The organism is Streptomyces sp. NPDC088350, assembly GCF_044753545.1.
Taxonomy (GTDB): domain Bacteria; phylum Actinomycetota; class Actinomycetes; order Streptomycetales; family Streptomycetaceae; genus Streptomyces.
Window position 1 is genome coordinate 183,733 of sequence record NZ_JBIVNL010000002.1, and the last position, 20,683, is coordinate 204,415.

Sequence of the window (20,683 nt, forward strand, 5' to 3'; positions counted from 1 at the left end):
GGATACACTCTCCGGTATGACTGACTTGGACGAATACGTCGATGAGTCCGGCGAGGACGAGCAGGACCTCTCGACTTGGGATGATGACGAAGCCGCAACGACGACGGTTGACTGGACAGTTGAGACCGTCGTGAGTCAAATGCGCAAAGGCCGCATTGACCTCAATCCGAGCTTCCAGCGCCGAGACGCGTGGACCAAGGTCGCCAAGTCCCGGTACATCGAGTCACTGGTTCAACGCTACCCGGTGCCCCAGATTGTTCTAGCTGAAGATCAGAATACGCCCGGTCGATATATGGTTATCGATGGTAAGCAGCGCCTTCTCGCGATTCGGCAGTTCTGTGCGGATCCGACTGAATCACGCGACATTGAGTGGCTGCCGGAGCGGCTGAAGCTCACTGGTCTGACGGAAACCAAGAAGCTAAATGGAATAACTTATGACGAGATGCAGGAAGGGTACGCGGTCGAGGCTGTCAGGTTCGAAAATGCCACGATCCGGGCGGTCTTGCTGCGTAAGTGGCACAGTCAGGATTTCCTGTACACCGTTTTCTATCGTCTCAATTCAGGTAGTCTGAAGCTTTCCCCGCAAGAGTTGAGGCAGGCGCTCTTCCCTGGGAAGTTTATGGACTTCGTGGATGAACGGTCTGGTTCTAGCCTTGCGCTGCGGGCGCTTTTGAACAAGAGTAAGCCGGACCGCCGTATGGTGGATGCGGAACTCCTTCTAAGGTTCCTAGCATTTCACTTTGGCGTTCAACCCTACGAAGGGAATCTTAAGAATTTCCTGGATGGGACGGCAAAGGTTCAAACGGCAACTTGGGATTCTGATTCTGGAGCGAAGGCCCGAAAGGCGGCCGATGCACTGGATTCCGCAATTGAAGCAGCCCGTGAAATCTTTGGCGATGATGCATGCAGGAAGTTCGCTCGTGGCCGATTTGAGCGCTCCTTCAATAGGGCGATCTTTGACGTGCAGATTCACTTCTTGGTCAATCCGCAGATCAGGCAGTGGCAGTTGGAACACGCGGACGACGTGAAGGCCGAGTTTCAGCTCCTCTGCGAAGAGGATCGCAACTTCATTGACGCTGTCAGTAGTACGACGAAGACGCCGCTCGCTGTGAAGACCCGATTCACCGCCTGGGGGCAGCGGCTCCAGGTTATGTCGGGAATTCAGGCAGATCTTCCGGATAGTGTAATCGCACTGTCTGAGGTGTCTTGAGGTGACTCAGTGGAAAGCTGTTTCCTCGCTTGAGTCGAACGTCAAAGCCGTTGCTCGGGAGCTGCGTATGTTGACCAGCGAGGGTGGAATCGCACCCGATCCAGTCGACATGTCAGACGAGTACTTTGACGATGTCCGCGTTCGAGTTAGAGCATTTCTCATTCTCTGTAGCTCCGAACTGGAGGAGTTCATAGAGACCCAGTGCTTGGAATATCTGGCCCGCTGGGCGAGAGATGATGATAAGGCGATGCAGCATCATTGTCTGCACGCTCTCACCATTCATTTTCGGAGAAATATCGGAAACCTGCTGGAAGGGCAAGGATACTTCGTCGACTTCTATGCCTCTCCAGCTCAGGTGAAGAAAATGAGACCGGGTGGCGGAAAGATGAAGCAGACCGACGTCGACGATGTTCCCATCTTGAACAGGAAGACCCTGATCGGGCGAGTGAGTAACTGGTACCGAGATGATGTTGTTGGTGCCAGTCATGGGATATCTGACAAAGATCTGTGTCGCCTGCTTGAGCCCCTGGGATTCAGTAAGGCATTGGTGCGGGAGGAGTGCTCAAGCTTGGTTGCGGCGCTTCGAAGCTTGGCTGCGGGACGAGGTGAAGCAGCACACCGATCCACGACTGCTGGAAAGTATCCTTATCAAAGCCTCCCCAGCCCGATCTATCAGCAGATGTCCGTCGGGGACGCCTGGGAGAGATGGATCGCGGTCAGGGATTCCCTTTCGGAGCTCCGAGACCTTCTGGATCGTTCTCTGACAATGGTAATTGACTAGGGTAGTCGGGACACGATCTTCGGCGCGGCTCTCATTGCGTCGGAGGTTGCATGGGGATTCCTTGATCGAGTCGGTGAGTCTTCAGGCCGGTTTGAAGCCGTGTTCCTCAGAGTTGTGACATCCGGCCGTCCTGCAGGGCGGTAGTGAACGCACGCCAGGCCTGTCTCCGGACGGTGAGCGAAGAACCGCTCTTGTTCTTCGAGTCACGTATCAGAGCCCCACCTCTTGTGCGCGCGCACTCGACGCACTCCGTCCCGGTGCCCCCGCTGTACGAGGACTTGAACCACTGGTGCGTCGAGGGCACTGACATCAGGACTCCTTGCTTATGCGGTGGACGATGTCCGTGGAGGACTCAAAATCGAGTGCCTGTGCGCTGAGGTACTCGAACGCCAACCTATAACGCCCCAACTCCTGGGGCTTCTCCATGAAGAGGCCGCCGCTGAGCAGGTCCACGTACGCCACGTCCAGATCCGGTGTTGGACCTCGCAGGATGGCGAAGCTGCCGACTGCCGCTGCGTGTGCGCCCTTTGAGAAGGGGAGTACTTGAACAGTGACATGAGGGCGCTCAGCCAGGGTAAGTAGGTGTCCGAGTTGTTCTCGCATGACCTCGCGCCCGCCGACCTGGCGACGGAGCGCCGCTTCGTCGATCACGCACCAGATGCGCGGTGGTTCGTCTCGGTCGAGTAGCTCCTGGCGCTTCATGCGGATGTCGACCATATGCTGCACTTCGCGCTCCGGGCACTCCACTTCTGAGGCTCGGTGCACTGCTTCGGCGTAGGCGCGCGTCTGGAGAAGCCCGGGAATGTACATGCACGCGTAGTGATCTTCGCGCACGACCTCGTCCTCAAGTGTGAGCATGAGGTTCATGGAGTCAGGGATGGGGTCGGCGAGTGATCGCCACCAGCCTTGGATCTTGGCGCCCTTGGCCAGCTCGACGAGGGCGAGGCGTTCTGCGTCGGAGGCTCCGTATACGCGGGAAAGGGCGTCAACGGCCGGCCACTTGACCGTCCCCTCCTTCGTCTCATAGCGACTCAGCGTTGCCTTTGAGATGCCGACGCGAGCACCTGCCTCCTCCAGGGTCAGGCCTTTGGATTCGCGGAGTCGGCGCAGGTCTGCGCCCAACTGGCGCCTTCGCGTGGTGGGTCCAACTGTCATGCTTCCAACCCTTCATGTCGATCTATCAGATCGTGCTGGTTGTTCGAGTCTGGCGGCAAGACAGCGCGCGCCGGGGGCGCGCGATGCCGATGCGCGCTCCTTCTCACGCAAAATGAGAGTTCCATTTTGAGAGTTCCAGTGCAATCCTCAGTGTGAAGGTAGTTACCCATCGAGACCTGCCGTGCAGGTGGAGGGGTTGGGACATGGACTGCACTACGTGCACGCCGAGGAAGGCCTGGGAACTCCCGTTTCTGGCGGAGCCTGAGGAAGTGGCAGCGCTGCGGCGGGTGTTACGGATCCACCTGAGGATCTGGGGGCTGCAAGAACTGACCGTCGAGGTCCAGCTCTGCGTCAGCGAGCTCGTCTCCAATGTGATCACTCACGTGGGCGCAGGTACCCCGACCACCCTCGGCGTCTCTATGAACGGCACTCGCCTGCGCATCGAGGTCCACGACCCTGATACGCGCGCCCTGCCGACGCTCGTGGGCGCGACCGACGATGCGGAAACTGGGCGGGGTATGGCTCTCGTAACGGCCGTCACTGACCGTTGGGGTGTTCAGCTCCTCGCTGACCGGAAGGTGACGTGGTGCGAGTTCGCCACTGGTCTGAACGCATCCGACGGGCACTGCAGTAGTGGACGCGCAAGCCGGCTTGGGTTGGCAGCGACGGAGGCAGTGGCGATCGATGCCATCTCTGATCTTCTGCACTGGCTTCGGGTGCATGGCCATGACCCGGAAGAGGCCCTGGATCGAGCTCAGATGCGTTTCGAGGCTGAGCTCGGTCTCGTGGGCGATTAGCTGAGCGCCGTCACCCAGCAGCAATCGCGGAGTACGTCCAGACGTCCGCCGGGAGCCCGTGCTTCAACTTCCACTTGATCGCCATCGGCTTGCTCCCGGTGTGGTCGTCGAACTCGGCAGGGCCGAGCAGCATCCACGGTTGGGCGCCCCCGATGTCAGTGCTCTTGTAGCGGCGCACGAAGAGCAGGACGTGACTGCCCTCGGCTACGTGATTCTGATAGCGCAGGCCTGTGGGAGACGTTTCCGACGTCTGATTCTGGGACTCCCAGTGGAAGAGAGCCTCGCTCAACGCGTAGTCGTGGTAGCGGGTTTGCGGAGAGAAGTCCTTCTCGTCCTTCTCCAGAGTGATGAGGAGTGCGTCGGTCTTGATCGACTCACACCACTTCACGCCCTCGCGGAAGTCGCCTGGCATGAAGCCACCGATGTAGGACTGGCCAAGGGCAGGGAGGATCTCTTCGCGGCTGTACGAGGCATGCACGGTCAGTGGAATGCCGCTCTGTCCGCCAACGCCCAGCAGCGGGATCGGGACGTGTTCCGTGTGGGCAAAGTTGTACTCCAGAACCTGGCGCACCTCGCTGCGAACCGCGTGCTGCTCACGCAGAGTTGTGAATCCGGCGTCGTAGTCTGCGAAGCCCTTTCGGGTGACGCCACCTAGCGGCCACAACTGGAAGAAGAGCATGCGGGCGTAGGCCTGGCCCTGCTCGTTGAGTTCGCCGTAAGAAGGAGCGTCGTCCGTCAGCATCCGCGTGTATGCGGCTACCCGCAGCGGATCGTCTACGTGGAGGAAGGCGGACACGCGCTTGAGGAGGGCCGCTTCGCCTTCCGGCGGCTCACCCTGCAGAAGGCCGGAGCGGCGCAGCAATCCGGTCCAGGAGTTGCCGTTGCCTCGGTAGAGCTCCTTCAGCTCGCGACCGCTCTCGTGCAGGTACCGGCTGAGCTTCGGCTCGGCGTAGTCGGCGACCTCACGGGCCAGTGCCGTGACGTTGACGCCGATCTGGTCCTTGATGTTGGCGATGATGGTTTTCTTTGCCTTCTCCTCAAGGAGGATCTCGCAGCCGGACGGCAGCCGCGGGAAGTCATGCTCGATGTTGTCCAGGAGCCGCTTTCGGGTGAGGTTCGTGAGTGCCCGGAACTGGTTCTCGAAGCGGAACTCCTTCCGGTGCTGACCGATGAAGTCCAGCACGGTAAGCACGGCCTTGTCCTCGGTGCGGCGAAGGCCTCGGCCGAGTTGCTGAAGGAAGACGGTGGCGCTGGAGGTAGGGCGCAAGAGGAGCAACGTATCCACGTCGGGGATGTCGAGCCCTTCGTTGAAGAGGTCGACCGAGAAGATCACTTGCAGTACCCCCGACCTGAGGTCTGCCAGGGCCTGTCCGCGCTCTTGGGCGGAAGACTCCCCGGATAGGGCAACGGCATTCAGGCCGGCCGTTCTGAAGGAGTCGGCCATGAAGTGCGCGTGCGCAACCGAGACGCAGAAACCCAGTGCCCGCATGGTCCCAGGATCAGTGACCTTGTCCCGGACGGCCTTCACGACCAGCAGCGCTCGTGCCGTGTTCCCCGTCAGTACGTTACTCAAAGCGCTTGCGTCATACGCCCCGCGCTTCCACTCCACTGTGCTCAGGTCAGTGGTGTCGCTGATCCCGAAGTAGTGGAAGGGGCTCAGGAGTTCGTTCTCCAGTGCTTCCCACAGTCGCATCTCGGCGGCGATACGACCGTCGAAGAACTCGTCCTGGATGTTCTTGCCATCCATGCGCTCGGGAGTCGCGGTGAGCCCGAGCAACTCAAGCGGCTGGAAGTGGTCAAGGATCTTCCGGTACGTCGGTGAGGTTCCGTGATGGAACTCGTCGATCACGATCACGTCGAAATGATCACGGGCGAGACGGTCGAGTGCTCGTGCGTTCAGCGACTGGACGCTGGCGAACACATGCGTCCAGCGCTCCGGGATCTCACCGCTGTGTAGTGACTCCCCGAAGTTCGCGTCCATCAAGACGTCTTGGTAGGTCCGCAACGACTGCTGCAAGATCTCCTTGCGGTGCGCGACGAACAGCAGCCGCAAGTCGCGGCCGTGTTTTTTCCGCAGCTGCTTGTAGTCGAGTGCAGCCATCACCGTCTTGCCGGTACCTGTCGCCGCGACCAGTAGATTCCGGTGTATGCCATGCACTTCCCGCTTGACTTCCAGCCGCTCCAGCATGTCGCGTTGATGTGGATACGGACGTACCTCAAGGCCGGACAGCGTGATCCCGCGGTCTGTAGTGGCCGTTGAAGAGGTGCCTCCTGCGATGGCCAGGGCTTCCTGGAGTCGTTCTCCATCAGCGTCGGGGTCGTACGTTTCGAAGGACGGGTCGTTCCAGTACGCCTCGAAGGTTGCCTCGAACTTCCGCAAGACGTCTGGTGTGGCAATGGAAGACAGTCGGACATTCCACTCCAAGCCATCGAGAAGCGCGGCCTTGGAGAGGTTGGAACTGCCGACGTATGCGGTGTCGTAGCCGCTCTTGCGGCGGAACAGCCATGCTTTGGCGTGCAGTCGCGTCGATCGCGTCTCGTAGTTGACCTTGACCTCGGCGTTGAACTCCCGCACCAGCCGGTCAAGTGCGCGCCGCTCGGTGGCGCCGATGTAGGTCGTCGTGATGACACGTATCGGTACGTCCCTGTTGCGAGCCGCTTGCAGGGACTGTTCGATGATGCGCAGGCCGTGCCACTTCACGAAGGCGCAGAGCAGGTCGACATGGTCAGCGGTGGCGAGCTCAGCGCGCAACTCGAAGCCGAGGCTTGGGTCCTCCGGCGAGTTGGTGATGAGAGCGGTGTCCGAGAGGGGGATACCAGGGCGCACAGCGAAGACGCCGGGCGCCTCTTGCCGAGTCAGCGCGAGGAGTTGTCGAGGGCCATCAGCCACTAGGTCCACCCACTCCTGGGCGCCTTCAAGAGTGCTGATGGACTCCAGGATGTGGTTCGCCGCGTATACCCGCTCCTCGGCTGGCAGGTTTTGCAGGACGTGTCGTACGGTTCCCGAAACGTGCCGAGCAAGGACGTGAGGCACGGATTCTGGACCCACCAGGTCGCTCACGGGGTGCCATCCGAGACGGGCGAGCTCCTTCAGCCGTTGTTCAAAGCGCAGCGTGATGAGCTGTTCGTAGAGCCCAGTGGATGGAGCGGACGCATTGCTTTGACTCGGAGACATGACCCCTGTTCCCCCGTTGAACATGCAGATGGATGATGCAGCAGTTCTATCAAGAGGCACTGACATTGACGCTGATACTCAGGTTCCGGTGGCCGTGGCTCGGGCACTGACTGACGTCCTGCTGGGCTGTCTTCCGGCTCTTCAGCTGGCGTGATAGCTCCACATCTCGGCCAGCAAGTCGTCCTGAAGGTGCACCGGCCAGATCAACCCGCTCGCTGTCGTCGCCGAGGTAGCTCGCCCGCCGAACATCGTCAGCCCCCGTGACACTCCCCATAAGCCCGCCCCGACCCACACCAACAACTAGCCCCCCGCTGCGGCGGCCACACCACAGCCCGCCCCCGAGCCGCAAGTGTCGTCGCATACTGCGGCAACAAATCAACATCCCCCGGCGAAGCCCCCTCCGACGCAGCGAACGCCTCATAAGACGGCACAGTCCCGGTAACGATCCCAAGGTTCGGCGTACCGCTGGCCGCCAGCTCCCGAAGCGACCCCTCTATCGTCGCCAGGTGCTCCTCGTGCGAGGGGTATTCCACGGCCAGCGAGGGATACGCCCCCACCAGTTCGGCCAACTCTCCCTCCGGCCAGTGCAGTACAGCCACCGGGAACGGCCGGGACAACGCCTCCCGATACGCGCCCAGTTCCGCCCGCAGCCGCGAGATCTCGGCCTCGAGTTCCGCCGGGTTGTCGGACCCGAGTGACCACACCCTCTTCGGGTCGTGCAGTTCGTCCAACGACACCGGCGACGAAGGGGATGAGTGGGACGAGTGCAACGTGTCCGCCAGCGTGTCCCACTCGTCGTGCGACACGCCCAGCATGCGCCGTACCCGGTGTCGGCCGAACAGCAACGGGTGGGTGGAGTAAGGGGGTTCGGGTACGTCCGTCAGGAGCAGAGTCACCCCCTCCGTGAACGTCTCCTGCGCCGCCTCCAACTCGTCGTGGGACTCCAGGGACTCCGCGACGATCACCCAGGGCGCGGGATCGCGAGGGGACTCCGTCCGTACCCCGTCGATGATGGCCCTGGCTTCCGCCTCGTGGCCGTACTCCCAGAGGTTCGAGGCCTTGAGGGCTCGTACCAGGTGAGGAGTTTCCAGGTCGTCCGGTGACGACAGCAGGCGGTCGTAGAGCGCGGTGGCGGCGGGGCGGTCGCCGGCCAGCTCCAGGTGGGCCGCGGCCTGGAGGAGCAGGGCCTCGGCGTCCTCGGGGTACAGGGCGGCGGTCCGCTCCAGGCGGGCCGCTTCGGCGGCGTGGTCGACGTTCTCGGCGGGCGTGTCGGGGCGCATGAACGACACGGTACTGCCGATGCCGACGCAGATGGAGGCAAGGGGAGAGATAAGCGCAGGTCGGCCGGTGAGAGTGCGGTGGGGGAGCGGCGCGGGGGCTTCCGGAGGGCCGCCGCGTGGAAAACACCGGGTGGCTTTCCGGATTCCCGCAGTTCTACGGCCGCCTCACCTCTACGGCCGCCTCTCTTTTACGGCCGCCTCTCTTTTACGGCCGCCTCGCCTCTACGGCCGCCTCACCTCTACCCGGAGACATTCGCGCTGGCCGCCAGCGGTACGCCCCCCCGCGCAGTTGCGAGCGGAGGTCGGCCGCCCTGTCTCCCGCCTCTCCCGCCTCTCCCGCCCACCCGGGCACCAGTACGGCGACGGCCACCAGCGCCACCGAACCGATCGCCGTGATCGACCAGAACGTCGCGCGCCAGCCCCACCGTTCGCCTACGAGTGCGCCGAAGGGGACTCCCAGCACGTTCGCCACCGTCTAACCGGCGAACATCACAGCCACTGCCCGGGCGACTAGGGAGCCGATGCCGAAGAACGAGCCGTGGCAGAGGGCCGCCTCGACGCGGCCCAGGAGCATCGTCGGGTAGTTCGGTGCGATCGCGGACAGCAGGTTGCCGGCCACGAACAGGGCCAACAGGCCTACCAGGACCGGCTTTTGAGGCAGCGCCGCCGTCGCCGCCGTCACCCCTGTCGCGCCCACCGCGACCGTCAGCGCGTAGCCGGAGATCAGCCAGCCCGCCGCGGCCGTGGACACGTCCAGGCCGCGGCTCACCTGCGGCAACAGCCCGGCGATCACGAACTCGGTCAGACCGATTCCGAAACCGCCGAGCGCCAGCGCGAGTAGGCCCAACCGCCCACCGCTGCCTCCGAGTTGAGCGGTCAGATCACCACTCCGTCGATCTGCAACGTCTGCACCGCCCCCGCCGCGAACGTCGCGCTCACCGTCTTGCCGCTCAGGTACGTGTCCGAGTGGGCGGTGTACAGGTCGCCCCCGCCGCCCGTCACCGTGTTCCAGCGCGGGACCAGGCCGCTCGTGCCGCCCGCCACCGTCGTGAACTTGGAGAGGTCGAAGGTGAGTTTCGTGGAGGACGAGCCCGTGTTCGCCGCCACGATCACCAGCCGCTTCGCCGACGCGTCGTAGCCCGCCGCCGCGTAGCTCACGCCGGTGTCGAGGATCGTCATGCCGGGGCGGATGTGGCGGCTGAACTGGGCCATCACGTAGTACTTCGTCTGCACCGCGCCGGCGGTGAGCGTGCTCTGGTCGTACGCGATCATCGCCCAGCCCGAACTCGGGTCCATGACCTGCCAGTACGTCCACGCCGTGGGGTGCAGCCAGCGGAAGTCGTAGAGCAGGTTGCTCGCCATCGTGAGGCCCGTGGCGTCGCTGTCGCCCGTCTCGGAGTTCCAGAGGGCCTTGCCCGCCGTTGTCACCACGTCCGTGTAGAGCAGGTCCCTACGGCCGCCCGAGCCCTGGTAGCCGTGGACGTTGACGCGGTTGACGTAGCCCTTCGTCGTGGACGAGAAGGCGCTCCAGGTCGTCCGCGCGAGGTCGTAACTCGTCTCGTCCGAGGCCGAGATCTTCGTGCTTGTCAGGCCTCGGGTGTCCAACTCGCTGCGTACGTACGGGAGTACGGCCGCCTGGACCGTCGAGTCCATGTGGCAGCCCTCCTGCGTGCCGGTCGCCGTCCACCAGCTCGACGAGGGTTCGTTGAAGGCCTCGACCGTCGCGAAGTTCACTCCCCAGTTGTTCTTCGCGTAGAGGGCGACGGAGGCCAAGTGGGAGGCGTGCTGGCGGTAGTTCCAGGACTGGAGGTTGTTGCCGCCGCCCGACGCGCCCGACGGGTTGTGGTTCAGGCACATCCACCACATCGGGGAGTTGGCGAAGAGCTCGGTCGTGGCCCCGCGTGCCGTCGCCTTCACCAGCATCGCGCGCTGGGTCGCGTCCGCCGTCCACTTCCACGCCGAGGACGTGGGGTCCTCGTTGTTCCAGTCCTGCCAGTAGCCCTCGATCTGCTTGAACGCGGGGATGTTGGCGGAGGCGACCATCGACTCGCCGCTCACCGTGTTCCAGCTGCACGCGCCGAGGTTGTAGCGGGCGATGTTCAGGCCCAGGCCGGGAAGCGAAGTGCCGTTGTACGTCGTCGACTTGGTGGTGAAGAAGATGTCGGCGAAGTCGTCCCGGGCGCCGAAGACGTTCGCCCACCAGGCCAGCGAGGTGCCCCAGCCCTCCCATGTGCCGTACGTCGTCCCCGGGGTGACCGCGATCGTCGCGTCGGCCCGTGCGGTGCCGGTCGCCAGGGCGGTGCCGAGGAGACCACCGCCCGCCGCGGCCAGCAGGGTTCTGCGTCGGATCATCTCTACTCCCGATTCGCTCAACCGCCGGTCGTCCCACCGGCGTCGGCCATCCCCCCCGGCTCGTGCCATGAGGAAGCATCGGGTGTGGTACGTGAGGTTGTCGAGGGTTGTGACACCCCTTTCTAAAACCCGTGTACGAAGGATCGAACGGGCGCCCCCGCCGCCAACGGGAGTCATGGCTCGCAGTCATGGCTCTGGTGACTTGAGGAACCGGCCCCTATCGTGCGGCCCATGCGGGTCCCCGTCGTGCAGCACCGCAGCCGTCGGCGCCGTGCGCTGCGCCGACGCGCCCTGTGGACCGGCGGCGAGTTCCTCGTCACCGCCGGGGTCGTCCTGCTGCTCCTCGTCGTCCAGCAACTGTGGTGGACCAACCGTGAGGCCCGTCGAGGCGCCGAGCATCAAGTACAGGCCCTGGAACGGCAATGGGCGACATCGACACCCACACCGGGGGTCGCGAGCGGGGATACCGGCGATGCTCCATCGGCCAACGCGGGGACCAGCGGCGGCAGTTCAGTGGGCCGGAACACGACCGCGAACACCGTCAGCCCCAACCTCTCCCAGGCCTACGCCATCCTCACCATCCCCCGCCTCCACCTCCGCGTCCCCATCGCGGAAGGCGTCAGCAAGCGGAACGTGCTCAACAAGGGGTACGTCGGCCACTACCCGGGCACCCAACAGCCGGGCCAGGAAGGGAACTTCGCGCTCGCCGGGCACCGCAACACCCACGGCGAGCCGTTCCGGTATCTCCCGCGGCTACGCCTCAAGGACACCGTCCAGGTCGAGACGAGCACGGCCACCTTCACGTACACGATCGACAAGATCCTGCCACGGACCTCCGCCGCGGACTCGGGTGTCATCCGGCCGATCCCGCGGTCGATCGTCAGGCCCGCCTACGGCTACAGCCGACCCGGCTACTACATCACCCTCACCACCTGCACCCCGGAGTTCACGTCCAGGTACCGCATGGCGGTGTGGGGCACCCTGACCTCCACTCACCCCCGGTGAACGCTCACGCCCGCTCCCGCAGCACCACCACACTCACCGCGGCCAGCACCGCGAGGGCCGCCGACACCACCATCGCGATGTCCGCGCCGTGTGCCGGACCGCTCCCGGCCGACGTGGCGATCGCGATCGTCAGCGCGACCCCGGCGCACGAGCCGATGTAGCGGAAGGTCTGCTGCGCGCCGGAGCCCATCGCGGCCCGCGCCGCCGGTACCGACTCCACGGACAGCAGCGGCAGCGCGGCGTTCAGCAGACCGCTGCCCACGCCCGCGATCACCAGTCCCGGCAGCAGTCGTGGCCAGGAACCGGAGTCCAGCGCGCCGAGCATGGTCAGGACGCCGGCCGCGTGCAGCAGGAATCCCAGGGCGAGTTGGTGCCGGGGCGGGACGCGGCCGGCGAGGCGGCGGGCCTGGAGGGCGACCGCGAAGGACAGGCCCGACCAGAGGAGGAACAGCCACGCCGTGTCCATCGCGGACAGGCCCAGCGTCTTCTGCAACAGCGCCGGCAGGAAGCTGAACAGGCCGATCACCGCGAGGCCCGTGAACAGGCCGCCCGCCGAGGAGGCCAGGAAGGGGCGGTGGCGCAGCAGGCCGAGGTCGATCATCGGGGTCGCGCCCCGGCGCTCCACCAGCGCGAAGACGCCGACGAGCAGCACGGCCGCCAGCAACAGCAGGCCCACCGGGGCGCGCAGCCAGCCGTCGCGGCCCAGCGTGAGGGCGGCCACGAGGGCGACCAGGGCCAGCCCGAAGGTGACCGCTCCGGCCAGGTCGGGGCGTCCGCCTCGTGGCGCGCGGGACTCGGACAACGTACGGACGCCGAGGGCGGCCACGACGATCGCGGCGGCGCCGAGCACGCCGTAGGCCACCCGCCAGTCGGGCATCGCGCCCGCCACCAGCGGGCCGAGCGCTATGCCACCGCTGACGAACGCGCCCCAGACGCCGGTCGCGTGCAGGCGTCCGCGCGGGGTCGGGAACGCGTGCACGATCAGGCCCAGGCTGCTGGCGAGGAGCGCCGCGCTGGCCGCGCCCTGCGCGATGCGGGTCAGGGTGAACAGCAGGGTCGAGGAGGTGAGCGCGGAGAGCGCCGTGGTGATGCCGAGGGCGAAGGTGCCGGCCAGGAAGATGCGGCGGCGGCCGTAGTCGTCGGCGAGGCTGCCGGCGACCAGGAGCAGCGCGGCGAGGCCCAGCGGGGTGCCGTTCAGGAGCCAGGCCTGGGCGGAGAGCGGGGTGTGCAGGGCGGCGGCGATGTCGGGCAGCGTGACCATCGGCGCGGTGTACGTCATCAGCGCCACGGCGGTGGCCGCGCTGGTCAGGGCGAGGGTGGCGCGGGGGTGCGCCGCGCCCGCCACGGTGACCTCGTGTTTCCCGGGAACCCCGGCGAGGGTTCGTTCACTGAACCTAGTCATGGGGAGTACTGTAACACCGTAGGTTCGTTCATTGAACCTTGGGTCGGGAAATGGCTAAGGTGGACGGCATGGCACTGGGCAAGGACTACGCGACACAGGAGTGCTCGATCGCCCGCGCGCTGGAGGTGGTCGGCGAGCGCTGGACGCTGCTCGTCGTCCGGGACGCCCTCTACGGCGTACGGCGCTACAACGACTTCCTCGTCCACCTCGGCATCCCGCGCGCGGTCCTCGCCGCCCGCCTCCAGGCGCTCACCGCCGAGGGCATCCTGGAAAAGCGCCGGTACCAGGAGTCGCCGCCGCGCGAGGAGTACGTGCCGACGGACCGCGCCGTCGCCCTGTTTCCGACGCTGCGCTCCCTCGGCCGCTGGGGCCGCGAACAGTTCGGCGAACCCCAGCTGCGCTACTTCCGGCACGCCGACTGCGGCACCGAACTCGGGCCGTACGGCGAGTGCCCCGCCTGCTCGTTCGTCGTCCCCGTCGCGGACGTCCTCATGGAACCGGGCCCCGGCGCCGACCCGGACCCGGCGGACCCGGTCAGCCGGGCCCTGCTCAAGCCGAAGCGACTGCTGCGGCCGATCGAGATCGAGCAGGCGTCGCCGCCGGTGCGGTAGGGGACGGTAGGGGTCGGTAAGGGTCGGTGAGTTCACGGTCCAGTCCGTGAACCGGGTATTGCGGACTGGACCTTGAGCTTGGAGGATCGACCAGTCCTCCGATGGCTGCACCCATCGGTCGACGGCCCGCGCGATCGATGGAGATGGTGAAGATGAAGCTGCTGCGAGTCGGTACGGCGGGGGCGGAGCGGCCCGCGCTGCTCGACGCCGAGGGAACCCTGCGGGACCTGTCCGGGATCGTCCCGGACATCGACGGGCCGCTGCTCGCCGACACCGCCGCGCTCGGCCGGATCCGCGCCGCGGCCGATGCCGGGGAACTGCCCGCGCTGGACGCCGACGGGCTGCGGGTCGGGCCGCCGCTGGCACGGATCGGCAAGATCGTGTGCATCGGGCTGAACTACCACGACCACGCCCGCGAGACCGGCGCCGAGCCGCCCGCCGAGCCGGTCATCTTCTTCAAGGCCGCGGACACGGTCGTCGGGCCGTACGACACCGTGCTGGTGCCGCGCGCCTCCGTGAAGACCGACTGGGAGGTCGAACTGGCGGTGGTCATCGGACGTACCGCCCGTTACCTGTCCTCCCACGAGGAGGCGCTCGCGCATGTCGCCGGATACGCGGTCGCGCACGACGTGTCCGAGCGGGAGTTCCAGATCGAGCGGGGCGGGACCTGGGACAAGGGGAAGAACTGCGAGACGTTCAACCCGCTGGGGCCGTGGCTGGTGACGGCGGACGAGGTGCCGGATCCGCAGGGCCTGTCGTTGAAGCTGTGGGTGAACGGCGAGTTGAAGCAGGACGGGACCACCGCCGAGCAGATCTTCCCGGTGGCCGAAGTGGTGCGCTACGTCAGCCAGTTCATGACGCTGTACCCCGGGGACGTCATCAACACCGGTACGCCGGCGGGTGTCGCGATGGGGCAGCCCGAGCCGAAGCCGTTCCTGCGGGCCGGGGACGTCGTGGAGCTGGAGATCTCCGGACTGGGGCGTCAGCGACAGGAGTTGAAGGACGCCTAGGACCGTTTGTCGGGGAGCATGGGCCGATGAACTCGGACGAGCCGGTACTCCGGGAGCTGAAGGTCCTCGACACGGCCATGCTGCTCGGGCTGGAGGAACGGGCCTGCGGGTTCGGCTTCAGCCAGCGGCTGGACCCGGGGTGGGTGCGGGCCAACGCGGCACCCGACGGGACCCACTACCTGTGGCCGGCCCTGTGGCACCGCCTGCACGAACACCCCGTCGCCCCACGCCAGTTGCGGTGCGAGCTGCTCCTCACGCTGTGTGCGGGAGACCGTGTGAGGAGCCTGCTGGACGTGACGCCGGACGACTTCGCCGCGCTGGCGCGCGTGACCTCGCGTGACGAGGGCATGCGCGCCGGCCGGCTCCTGGACAGTGCCCCGAGCCTCCGGGAATGGCTACTGGGCGGGGGCGTCCAGGGCCAGTAGGGACGCCAGCCGACGCCACGCCTCGCGCGGCAGCGTGTCGAGGGAGGCGCCGTCGATCACCTGGAGCGCCACGTGGTCCGCGCCCGCGGTGAGGAACTCGTCGATCCTGGACCGGATCCGCTTCTCCTCGCCCCACGCGAACACCGCGTCGACCAGCCGGTCGCTGCCGCCGTCCGTGAGGTCGGTCTCGGTGAAGCCGGTGCGCAGGAAGTTGTTGGTGTAGTTCGGGAGGGCGAGGTAGGGGGCGAGGGCCGCGCGGGCCAGGGTGCGGGCGCGGGCGGGGTCCGTTTCCAGGACCACCTTCAACTCCGGGGCCAGCAAAGGGGTTTCGCCGAGGACTTCGCGGGACTGGGCCGTGTGTTCCGGGGTGACCAGGTACGGGACCGAGCCCGCCGCGTGGTCCCGGGCCAGTTCCAGCGTCCTCGGGCCCAGCGCGGCGAGGAGACGGCGTCCGGCGGGTACTCCGGCCGTGTCCAGGGCGTTCAGGTAGGCGGCCAGGGCGGAGTACGGGCGGCGGTACTCGGCCGTGTTCTGGGCGTGGGCCACCCCGAGACCCAGCAGGAAGCGGCCGGGGTGGGCCGCCTCCAGCTCCGCGAATGCCGCCGCGGTCTCGGCCGCCGGGTACTGCCAGATGCTCTGGATGCTGGTCCCGACGGCGAGCCGCGAGGTCGCGCCGACGAGCGGTACGGCGTGGCGGACGGTGGTGCTGCCGCCCAACCAGACCGCGCCGTAACCGAGTTGCTCCAGCTCGGCCGCCGCCTCCGCCAACTCGCCGCGCCGGGACGGATCTTCCGAGCGCAGACCCACGCTCCAGATGCCGTACCGGCCGACCGTCTCTTTCAGGGCACTGCTCATCGATCCCGATCCCTCCGGTGTCGGACGTGTCGGCAGTCTCAACCGGCCGGAGTTCCGGGTTGATTCCGGGTGCCGGTCACTTCCGGTCGTCGCCCAGGAACTGCTCCAGCGCCTCGACCACGAACCGGTGGTCCTGCAACTGCGGCAGCCCGCTCACCGTCACCGTGCCGATCACCCCCACACCCTCGACCCTGATCGGGAACGAGCCGCCGTGCGCCGCGTACTCGTCCGGGTCGAGCCGGGAGGAGTCCTCGAAGGTGCTGCCCTTCGCGCGGAAGCGGGTGCCGACCAGGTAGGAGGCCGCGCCGAAACGCTCGACGACCTTGCGCTTGCGGTCGATCCACGCGTCGTTGTCGGGGGAGGAGCCCGGCAGTGCCGCGTGGAACAGCTGCTGACCGGCGCGGCGGATGTCGATGGCGACCGGCGCCTGGCGTTCGCGGGCCATCTCCACGAGGAGCGAACCCAGCTCCCAGGCGTCGTCGTAGGTGAAGTGCTGGAACACCAAGTGGCGTTCCTGCGCCTCCAGTTCCTCCACCGTCGGGGTGATCTCCGGGGCGATCCGCTGCGTGATCGAGGGCTTGTGCTGGGTCACAGGGTCACCGTCACTCCGTCGCGGGCGCTGCGGCGCGCGGCTTCCAGTACGTCGAGGGTGGCGGCTGCCTCCAGGGCGGTCACCGGGTTGGGGGCGCCGTCACGGAGGGCGGCGGCGACGGCCGCGTAGTACGCGGGGTAGTCGCCGGGGAGGGTCGGTTCGGGACGGCCGGCGCCGGTGAGGGGGGACTCTCCGGAGCCGATCCGGCCGTAGAGGGATTCGGGCTCCTGGCCCCACTCCTTCTCCGTGCCGGGGCGCCTGCCGTCGCGCAGGTCCGCCTCCTGGGGGTCGAGGCCGTACTTCACATAGCCCGCCTTGGAGCCCAACACGCGGAAGCGCGGGCCGAGTTGGGCGGTGGTCGCGGAGACGTACAGGTGCGAGCGGACGCCGTTCGTGTGGGTGATCGCGAAGAACGTGTCGTCGTCCGTCTCCGCGCCCGGGCGGCGGATGTCCGACTCGGCGTACACGGAGGCCGCGGGGCCGAAGAGGGTGAGCGCCTGGTCCACGACGTGGCTGCCGAGGTCGTAGAGCAGACCTCCGATCTCCGCCGGGTCGCCGGACTCGCGCCAGCCGCCCTTGGGCTGCGGACGCCAGCGCTCGAACCGGGACTCGAAACGCCATACGTCGCCCAGCTCGCCCTCGGCGATGAGCTTGCGGAGGGTCAGGAAGTCGTTGTCCCAGCGGCGGTTCTGGAAGACCGAGAGGAGGAGGGAGTGCTCCTCGGCGAGCGCGGCGAGGTCACGGGCCTCGGCGGCGGTGCCGGCGATCGGCTTGTCCACGACGACCGGGAGGCCGGCCTTCAGGGCGGTGGTCGCGAGCGGGACGTGTGTCCTGTTCGGGGACGCGATGACGATCAGGTCCAGGCCGTCCTTGTCGGTGGCGGCCCGGTCGAAGAGCTCGTCCGGGGACGCGGCGATACGGACGTCGGGGAACTCGGCGCGGGCCTGTTCCCGCCGCTCCGGGTTCGAGGTGACGACCGTGTCGAGCGCGAGGCCCTCGGTCGCGGTGATCAGCGGGGCGTGGAAGACGGAGCCTGCGAGGCCGTAGCCGACGAGGCCGACGCGGAGGGGTGTGCGAGTGGTGCGTCCAGTCATGCCGTCCACTTTCGCAACGCTGTTGCCAAAGTGCAAGTGGTGGGGACAATGGGGGTGTGAACAATGCGCGGGGCGGGACCGGGAACGGAACTACGGCGGGTGCGGCGGTGGGTGCGGCGGGTGTGGTGGGCGTGAATCTGCTCGCCCTGCGCAGTCACAACACCGCGCTGGTCCTCGACCTGCTGCGGACGGCCGGCGCGGACGGGATCAGCCGCCTCGAACTCGCGGACCGCACCGGCCTCACCCCCCAGGCCGTCAGCAAGATCACCGCCCGGCTGCGGGAGTCCGGCCTCGCCGCGGAGGCCGGCCGCCGCGCCTCCACCGGCGGCAAACCGCGCACGGTACTGCGCCTGGTACCGGAGGCGGGGCACGCGGTGGGGGTGCACCTGGACCGGGACGAGTTGCGGGTGGTGCTGGTGGACCTCACGGGGGCGGTGGTGGGGGAGCGGGGCGCTGCGCTGGATCTAGGGGCGGGGGCGGGCGTGGTGGTGGAGGCGGTGGCCCGGGAGGTCGAGGGGATGGTGGCCGGGGGCTTCCTCGGCGTGGGCGTAGCCCTCCCCGGCCCCCTCGACCACGCCCACGGCGTCCTGCACCGCGTCACAGGCTTCCCCGAGTGGGACGGGTTCCCGCTGCGGGACGCGCTCGCGCGGCGGCTCGGGGTGCCCGTCGTCGTCGACAAGGACACGAACGCCGCCGCGCTCGGGCTGGCTGTCGGCGGGGAGGGCGGGTCGTTCGCCTATCTGCATCTGGGGACGGGGCTCGGTGCCGGGCTGGTGATCGGTGGGGGTGTGCACCGGGGCGCGCGGACCGGGGCCGGTGAGTTCGGGCATCAGGTGATCCAGCTGGACGGGCCGCCCTGCGACTGCGGGAACCGGGGCTGTATCGAGGCCCTGTGCCTGGCCGCCGTGGCGCGTGGTGATCTGGACGAGGCGGCGCGGGTGCTCGGTGCGGGCGCCGCGAACCTCGTGGGCCTGCTCGACATCGACCTCGTGCTGCTGGGCGGCCGTACCGTCGCCGCCGACCCGGAACCCTTCGTGCACGGAGTCGCCGCCGTCCTCGGCGAACGCGCGCGGCGCGAGGGCGCCCGCGAGGCCGCCGTACCCGTACGGGTCGCCTCCGGCGGGGCGCGGGGCGTCGCGGAGGGGGCGGCGCAGCTGCTGCTGGGGCCGCTGTTCGGGAGGGCGGACGGGTAGGCGTCGGGAGAAATGTGACACTCGCACCCCGATGTGTCACATTTCCGCCGAAGGGGGTCGGTCCCGCGCCCGTTCGAGGCACCCCTCCGGCCACGTCACCCGCCCACGGCCCCCACCTCCGGCACGCTCATGTGCTTATGCGACTGCACCTGAGACCGCGCATCCGACCGCGTACGCCCCTGACGCCCCAGTCCCTCTGCCTCGCCGCAGCCGCCCCCCTCCTCCTCCTCATGGCGACGACACCGGCCCACGCGGCGGACACCACCCCCACCTGCGCCGCCCCCGACGCCCGCACCTTCCCCCTCACCACCCGCATCCACGACGGCCCCGACTCCTACCAGGCCGGCGGCGGCTACGGCACCTGGTATCTCGACCTCACCAACACCACCGCCCGCCGCTGCACCGCGATCCACCCGGTCGTCGTCCTCGTCGACCGGCAGCGCACCCTGAAACCGTCCCAGCCCAGACTCGACTTCTACGACGGCACCCGCCCGCGCCCGCACCCCGTCCGGTTCGACAGGACCGACGAGGCCGAACTCGTCGGCGCCTTCGACGACGGCTTCCCGGGCTTCACCGTCGACCCCGGCAGGACCCTCACGGTGAAGGTGCGCCTCGCGCTCGCCCCGGACGCCGTGGCGAACGAGATCACCGCCGACGCCGCCGTCGTACAACGCCATGCCGACGACGGGGACTGGGTCGGCCAGTCGAACGACTACCGCTTCGACGTCGAACCGGCCGACCCGGGAGACACCACCCCCGCCACCTCCCCTACGGCCCCCGCTCCCGCCGCCACCGCGCCCACCGAGGACCTCTCGTTCACCGACGAACTCGCCCGCACCGGAATCGGCTCCGAACACCTCGTCCTCGCCGCCGCGTCCGCCCTGCTCGTCACCACCGGCGCCCTGCTGGTGGCCCGGAGGCGCCGATAACGCCGGGCCGCCGTTTCTGCGACGATCTCCGCGTGGACCATCCCGACGACCAGGCCCCCGGCGCCCCCGTCCGCTCCGGCATCCCGGAGCACGGCCGTATCCCCAAGTACTACGCGGTGAAGGCCCAAATCGCCGCGCTCGTCGACGAGTTGGGGGAGGGCAGCCCGATCCCCACCGAGCGCGACCTCTCCGAGCGGTACGAGGTCGCCCGCGAGACCGTACGGCAGGCGCTGCGCGAACTCGTGCTGGAGGGCAGGCTGCGTCGGCAGGGGCGGGGCACGGTCGTCGCGGGGCCCAAGCTGGAGCAGCCGCTGTCCCTGGCCAGTTACACCGAGGGCGTACGACGGCAGGGGCGCACCCCGGGCCGCAGCCTCGTCACCCTCGACCGCGTGCCCTGCTCCGACGCGCTCGCCGCCGAGACCGGACTGACCCGCGGCGAACCCGTCTGGCACCTGGAGCGCGTCCTGCTCGCCGACGACGAGCGGGTCGGCCTCGAAAGCACCTACGTCTCCGTCGCCCGACTCCCGCACCTGGACACGGACTTCGAGCCCGACTCCTCCTTCTACGGCTACCTCGACGCCCGGGGCATCCGCTTCGGCGACGCCGACGAGCGCATCGAGACGGTGCTCGCCACCCCGCGCGAGGCCCTCCTCATCGGCACCCCGCCCGCCCTGCCGATGCTGCTGATCCACCGCGTCTCGCGGGACACGGAGGGGCGCCCGCTGGAACGGGTGCGGGGCCTGTACCGGGGCGACCGCTTCTCGTTCACCAGCCACCTGAAGAGTCCTTAGTCATATAACGAATCAATAACGGGTCT

19 protein-coding genes and 1 pseudogene are annotated in these 20,683 nt (G+C 67.5%); 10 read left to right on the plus strand and 10 right to left on the minus strand.

Annotated features, from left to right (window positions below):
• Nucleotides 1-16 precede the first annotated feature (16 nt).
• Both ACIQBL_RS06105 and ACIQBL_RS06110 read left to right on the plus strand, forming a co-directional pair.
• Nucleotides 17-1,210 carry a DUF262 domain-containing protein gene (locus tag ACIQBL_RS06105; protein WP_401937351.1) on the plus strand — a complete coding sequence of 398 codons (1,194 nt, stop codon included), beginning with the start codon at nt 17-19 and terminating at the stop codon, nt 1,208-1,210.
• A 67-nt stretch (nt 1,211-1,277) separates the two neighbouring features.
• On the plus strand, nt 1,278-1,991 hold the full coding sequence (locus ACIQBL_RS06110; protein ID WP_401937353.1) for a hypothetical protein: 714 nt from the start codon (nt 1,278-1,280) through the stop codon (nt 1,989-1,991).
• A 106-nt stretch (nt 1,992-2,097) separates the two neighbouring features.
• On the opposite strand, the gene ACIQBL_RS06115 is transcribed toward ACIQBL_RS06110, so the two are convergent.
• Both ACIQBL_RS06115 and ACIQBL_RS06120 read right to left on the minus strand, forming a co-directional pair.
• On the minus strand, nt 2,098-2,301 hold the full coding sequence (locus ACIQBL_RS06115; protein WP_401937355.1) for a DUF397 domain-containing protein: 204 nt from the start codon (nt 2,299-2,301) through the stop codon (nt 2,098-2,100).
• Nucleotides 2,301-3,146 carry a helix-turn-helix domain-containing protein gene (locus tag ACIQBL_RS06120; protein ID WP_401937358.1) on the minus strand — a complete coding sequence of 282 codons (846 nt, stop codon included), beginning with the start codon at nt 3,144-3,146 and terminating at the stop codon, nt 2,301-2,303. Before ACIQBL_RS06120 ends, ACIQBL_RS06115 begins: the two co-directional genes overlap by 1 nt.
• 203 nt (nt 3,147-3,349) lie before the next feature.
• Here ACIQBL_RS06120 and ACIQBL_RS06125 point away from each other — a divergent pair, with 203 nt between their 5' ends.
• Nucleotides 3,350-3,943, plus strand: a complete 594-nt coding sequence (locus ACIQBL_RS06125) for an ATP-binding protein (protein WP_401937361.1) — start codon at nt 3,350-3,352, stop codon at nt 3,941-3,943.
• Between the two features lie 10 nt (nt 3,944-3,953).
• Here ACIQBL_RS06125 and ACIQBL_RS06130 read toward each other — a convergent pair whose 3' ends face one another.
• The 4 genes and pseudogenes from ACIQBL_RS06130 to ACIQBL_RS06145 form a co-directional block, all read right to left on the minus strand.
• On the minus strand, nt 3,954-7,118 hold the full coding sequence (locus ACIQBL_RS06130) for a DUF3427 domain-containing protein (protein WP_401937363.1): 3,165 nt from the start codon (nt 7,116-7,118) through the stop codon (nt 3,954-3,956).
• 251 nt (nt 7,119-7,369) lie between these two features.
• Nucleotides 7,370-8,398 carry an SEC-C domain-containing protein gene (locus ACIQBL_RS06135; protein WP_401937366.1) on the minus strand — a complete coding sequence of 343 codons (1,029 nt, stop codon included), beginning with the start codon at nt 8,396-8,398 and terminating at the stop codon, nt 7,370-7,372.
• A 283-nt stretch (nt 8,399-8,681) separates the two neighbouring features.
• A pseudogene (locus ACIQBL_RS06140) lies at nt 8,682-9,245 on the minus strand (MFS transporter); the annotation flags it as partial.
• Nucleotides 9,246-9,274: 29 nt separating this feature from the next.
• Nucleotides 9,275-10,750, minus strand: coding sequence for a beta-1,6-galactanase (locus ACIQBL_RS06145; RefSeq protein WP_401937367.1), 1,476 nt, complete (start codon nt 10,748-10,750; stop codon nt 9,275-9,277).
• A 231-nt stretch (nt 10,751-10,981) separates the two neighbouring features.
• On the opposite strand from ACIQBL_RS06145, the gene ACIQBL_RS06150 reads away from it, so the two are divergent.
• The gene (locus ACIQBL_RS06150; protein WP_401937369.1) at nt 10,982-11,755 is read left to right on the plus strand and encodes a class E sortase; all 774 of its coding nucleotides are present in this window, start codon (nt 10,982-10,984) and stop codon (nt 11,753-11,755) included.
• 4 nt (nt 11,756-11,759) lie between these two features.
• On the opposite strand, the gene ACIQBL_RS06155 is transcribed toward ACIQBL_RS06150, so the two are convergent.
• Complete coding sequence (locus ACIQBL_RS06155; protein ID WP_401937371.1) at nt 11,760-13,157, minus strand: MFS transporter; 1,398 nt, start codon at nt 13,155-13,157, stop codon at nt 11,760-11,762.
• A 68-nt stretch (nt 13,158-13,225) separates the two neighbouring features.
• Here ACIQBL_RS06155 and ACIQBL_RS06160 point away from each other — a divergent pair, with 68 nt between their 5' ends.
• The 3 genes from ACIQBL_RS06160 to ACIQBL_RS06170 all read left to right on the plus strand — a co-directional run bounded on the left by ACIQBL_RS06160 (nt 13,226) and on the right by ACIQBL_RS06170 (nt 15,203).
• The gene (locus tag ACIQBL_RS06160; RefSeq protein WP_401937374.1) at nt 13,226-13,768 is read left to right on the plus strand and encodes a winged helix-turn-helix transcriptional regulator; all 543 of its coding nucleotides are present in this window, start codon (nt 13,226-13,228) and stop codon (nt 13,766-13,768) included.
• Nucleotides 13,769-13,920: 152 nt separating this feature from the next.
• A complete protein-coding gene (locus ACIQBL_RS06165) occupies nt 13,921-14,778 on the plus strand; it encodes a fumarylacetoacetate hydrolase family protein (RefSeq protein WP_401937377.1) in 858 nt (285 codons plus the stop codon).
• A 26-nt stretch (nt 14,779-14,804) separates the two neighbouring features.
• Nucleotides 14,805-15,203, plus strand: coding sequence for a hypothetical protein (locus ACIQBL_RS06170; protein WP_401937379.1), 399 nt, complete (start codon nt 14,805-14,807; stop codon nt 15,201-15,203).
• On the opposite strand, the gene ACIQBL_RS06175 is transcribed toward ACIQBL_RS06170, so the two are convergent.
• The 3 genes from ACIQBL_RS06175 to ACIQBL_RS06185 all read right to left on the minus strand — a co-directional run bounded on the left by ACIQBL_RS06175 (nt 15,174) and on the right by ACIQBL_RS06185 (nt 17,744).
• Nucleotides 15,174-16,058 (minus strand): TIGR03620 family F420-dependent LLM class oxidoreductase, encoded by an 885-nt coding sequence (locus tag ACIQBL_RS06175; protein ID WP_401937380.1) that lies wholly within the window; start codon nt 16,056-16,058, stop codon nt 15,174-15,176. The genes ACIQBL_RS06170 and ACIQBL_RS06175 overlap by 30 nt on opposite strands.
• 76 nt (nt 16,059-16,134) lie before the next feature.
• Nucleotides 16,135-16,650, minus strand: a complete 516-nt coding sequence (locus ACIQBL_RS06180; RefSeq protein WP_401937383.1) for a heme-degrading domain-containing protein — start codon at nt 16,648-16,650, stop codon at nt 16,135-16,137.
• A complete protein-coding gene (locus ACIQBL_RS06185) occupies nt 16,647-17,744 on the minus strand; it encodes a Gfo/Idh/MocA family oxidoreductase (RefSeq protein ID WP_401937384.1) in 1,098 nt (365 codons plus the stop codon). Before ACIQBL_RS06185 ends, ACIQBL_RS06180 begins: the two co-directional genes overlap by 4 nt.
• Nucleotides 17,745-17,800: 56 nt before the next feature.
• On the opposite strand from ACIQBL_RS06185, the gene ACIQBL_RS06190 reads away from it, so the two are divergent.
• The 3 genes from ACIQBL_RS06190 (at nt 17,801) to ACIQBL_RS06200 (ending at nt 20,657) form a co-directional block, all read left to right on the plus strand.
• On the plus strand, nt 17,801-18,937 hold the full coding sequence (locus ACIQBL_RS06190) for an ROK family protein (protein ID WP_401937387.1): 1,137 nt from the start codon (nt 17,801-17,803) through the stop codon (nt 18,935-18,937).
• Between the two features lie 137 nt (nt 18,938-19,074).
• A complete protein-coding gene (locus ACIQBL_RS06195; protein ID WP_401937389.1) occupies nt 19,075-19,866 on the plus strand; it encodes an LPXTG cell wall anchor domain-containing protein in 792 nt (263 codons plus the stop codon).
• 32 nt (nt 19,867-19,898) lie between these two features.
• On the plus strand, nt 19,899-20,657 hold the full coding sequence (locus ACIQBL_RS06200; protein WP_401937392.1) for a GntR family transcriptional regulator: 759 nt from the start codon (nt 19,899-19,901) through the stop codon (nt 20,655-20,657).
• Nucleotides 20,658-20,683 lie beyond the last annotated feature (26 nt).

Excerpts from the sequence above, each read along its gene's own strand:
- ACIQBL_RS06170 (WP_401937379.1), top strand. The coding sequence starts at position 14,805 with ATGAACTCGGACGAGCCGGTACTCCGGGAGCTGAAGGTCCTCGACACG.
- ACIQBL_RS06165 (WP_401937377.1), top strand. The coding sequence starts at position 13,921 with ATGAAGCTGCTGCGAGTCGGTACGGCGGGGGCGGAGCGGCCCGCGCTG.
- ACIQBL_RS06120 (WP_401937358.1), bottom strand. The coding sequence starts at position 3,146 with ATGACAGTTGGACCCACCACGCGAAGGCGCCAGTTGGGCGCAGACCTG.
- ACIQBL_RS06145 (WP_401937367.1), bottom strand. The coding sequence starts at position 10,750 with ATGATCCGACGCAGAACCCTGCTGGCCGCGGCGGGCGGTGGTCTCCTC.
- ACIQBL_RS06135 (WP_401937366.1), bottom strand. The coding sequence starts at position 8,398 with ATGCGCCCCGACACGCCCGCCGAGAACGTCGACCACGCCGCCGAAGCG.
- ACIQBL_RS06110 (WP_401937353.1), top strand. The coding sequence starts at position 1,278 with ATGTTGACCAGCGAGGGTGGAATCGCACCCGATCCAGTCGACATGTCA.
- ACIQBL_RS06160 (WP_401937374.1), top strand. The coding sequence starts at position 13,226 with ATGGCACTGGGCAAGGACTACGCGACACAGGAGTGCTCGATCGCCCGC.
- ACIQBL_RS06195 (WP_401937389.1), top strand. The coding sequence starts at position 19,075 with ATGCGACTGCACCTGAGACCGCGCATCCGACCGCGTACGCCCCTGACG.
- ACIQBL_RS06155 (WP_401937371.1), bottom strand. The coding sequence starts at position 13,157 with ATGACTAGGTTCAGTGAACGAACCCTCGCCGGGGTTCCCGGGAAACAC.
- ACIQBL_RS06175 (WP_401937380.1), bottom strand. The coding sequence starts at position 16,058 with ATGAGCAGTGCCCTGAAAGAGACGGTCGGCCGGTACGGCATCTGGAGC.
- ACIQBL_RS06105 (WP_401937351.1), top strand. The coding sequence starts at position 17 with ATGACTGACTTGGACGAATACGTCGATGAGTCCGGCGAGGACGAGCAG.
- ACIQBL_RS06115 (WP_401937355.1), bottom strand. The coding sequence starts at position 2,301 with ATGTCAGTGCCCTCGACGCACCAGTGGTTCAAGTCCTCGTACAGCGGG.
- ACIQBL_RS06150 (WP_401937369.1), top strand. The coding sequence starts at position 10,982 with ATGCGGGTCCCCGTCGTGCAGCACCGCAGCCGTCGGCGCCGTGCGCTG.
- ACIQBL_RS06125 (WP_401937361.1), top strand. The coding sequence starts at position 3,350 with ATGGACTGCACTACGTGCACGCCGAGGAAGGCCTGGGAACTCCCGTTT.
- ACIQBL_RS06130 (WP_401937363.1), bottom strand. The coding sequence starts at position 7,118 with ATGTCTCCGAGTCAAAGCAATGCGTCCGCTCCATCCACTGGGCTCTAC.
- ACIQBL_RS06185 (WP_401937384.1), bottom strand. The coding sequence starts at position 17,744 with ATGACTGGACGCACCACTCGCACACCCCTCCGCGTCGGCCTCGTCGGC.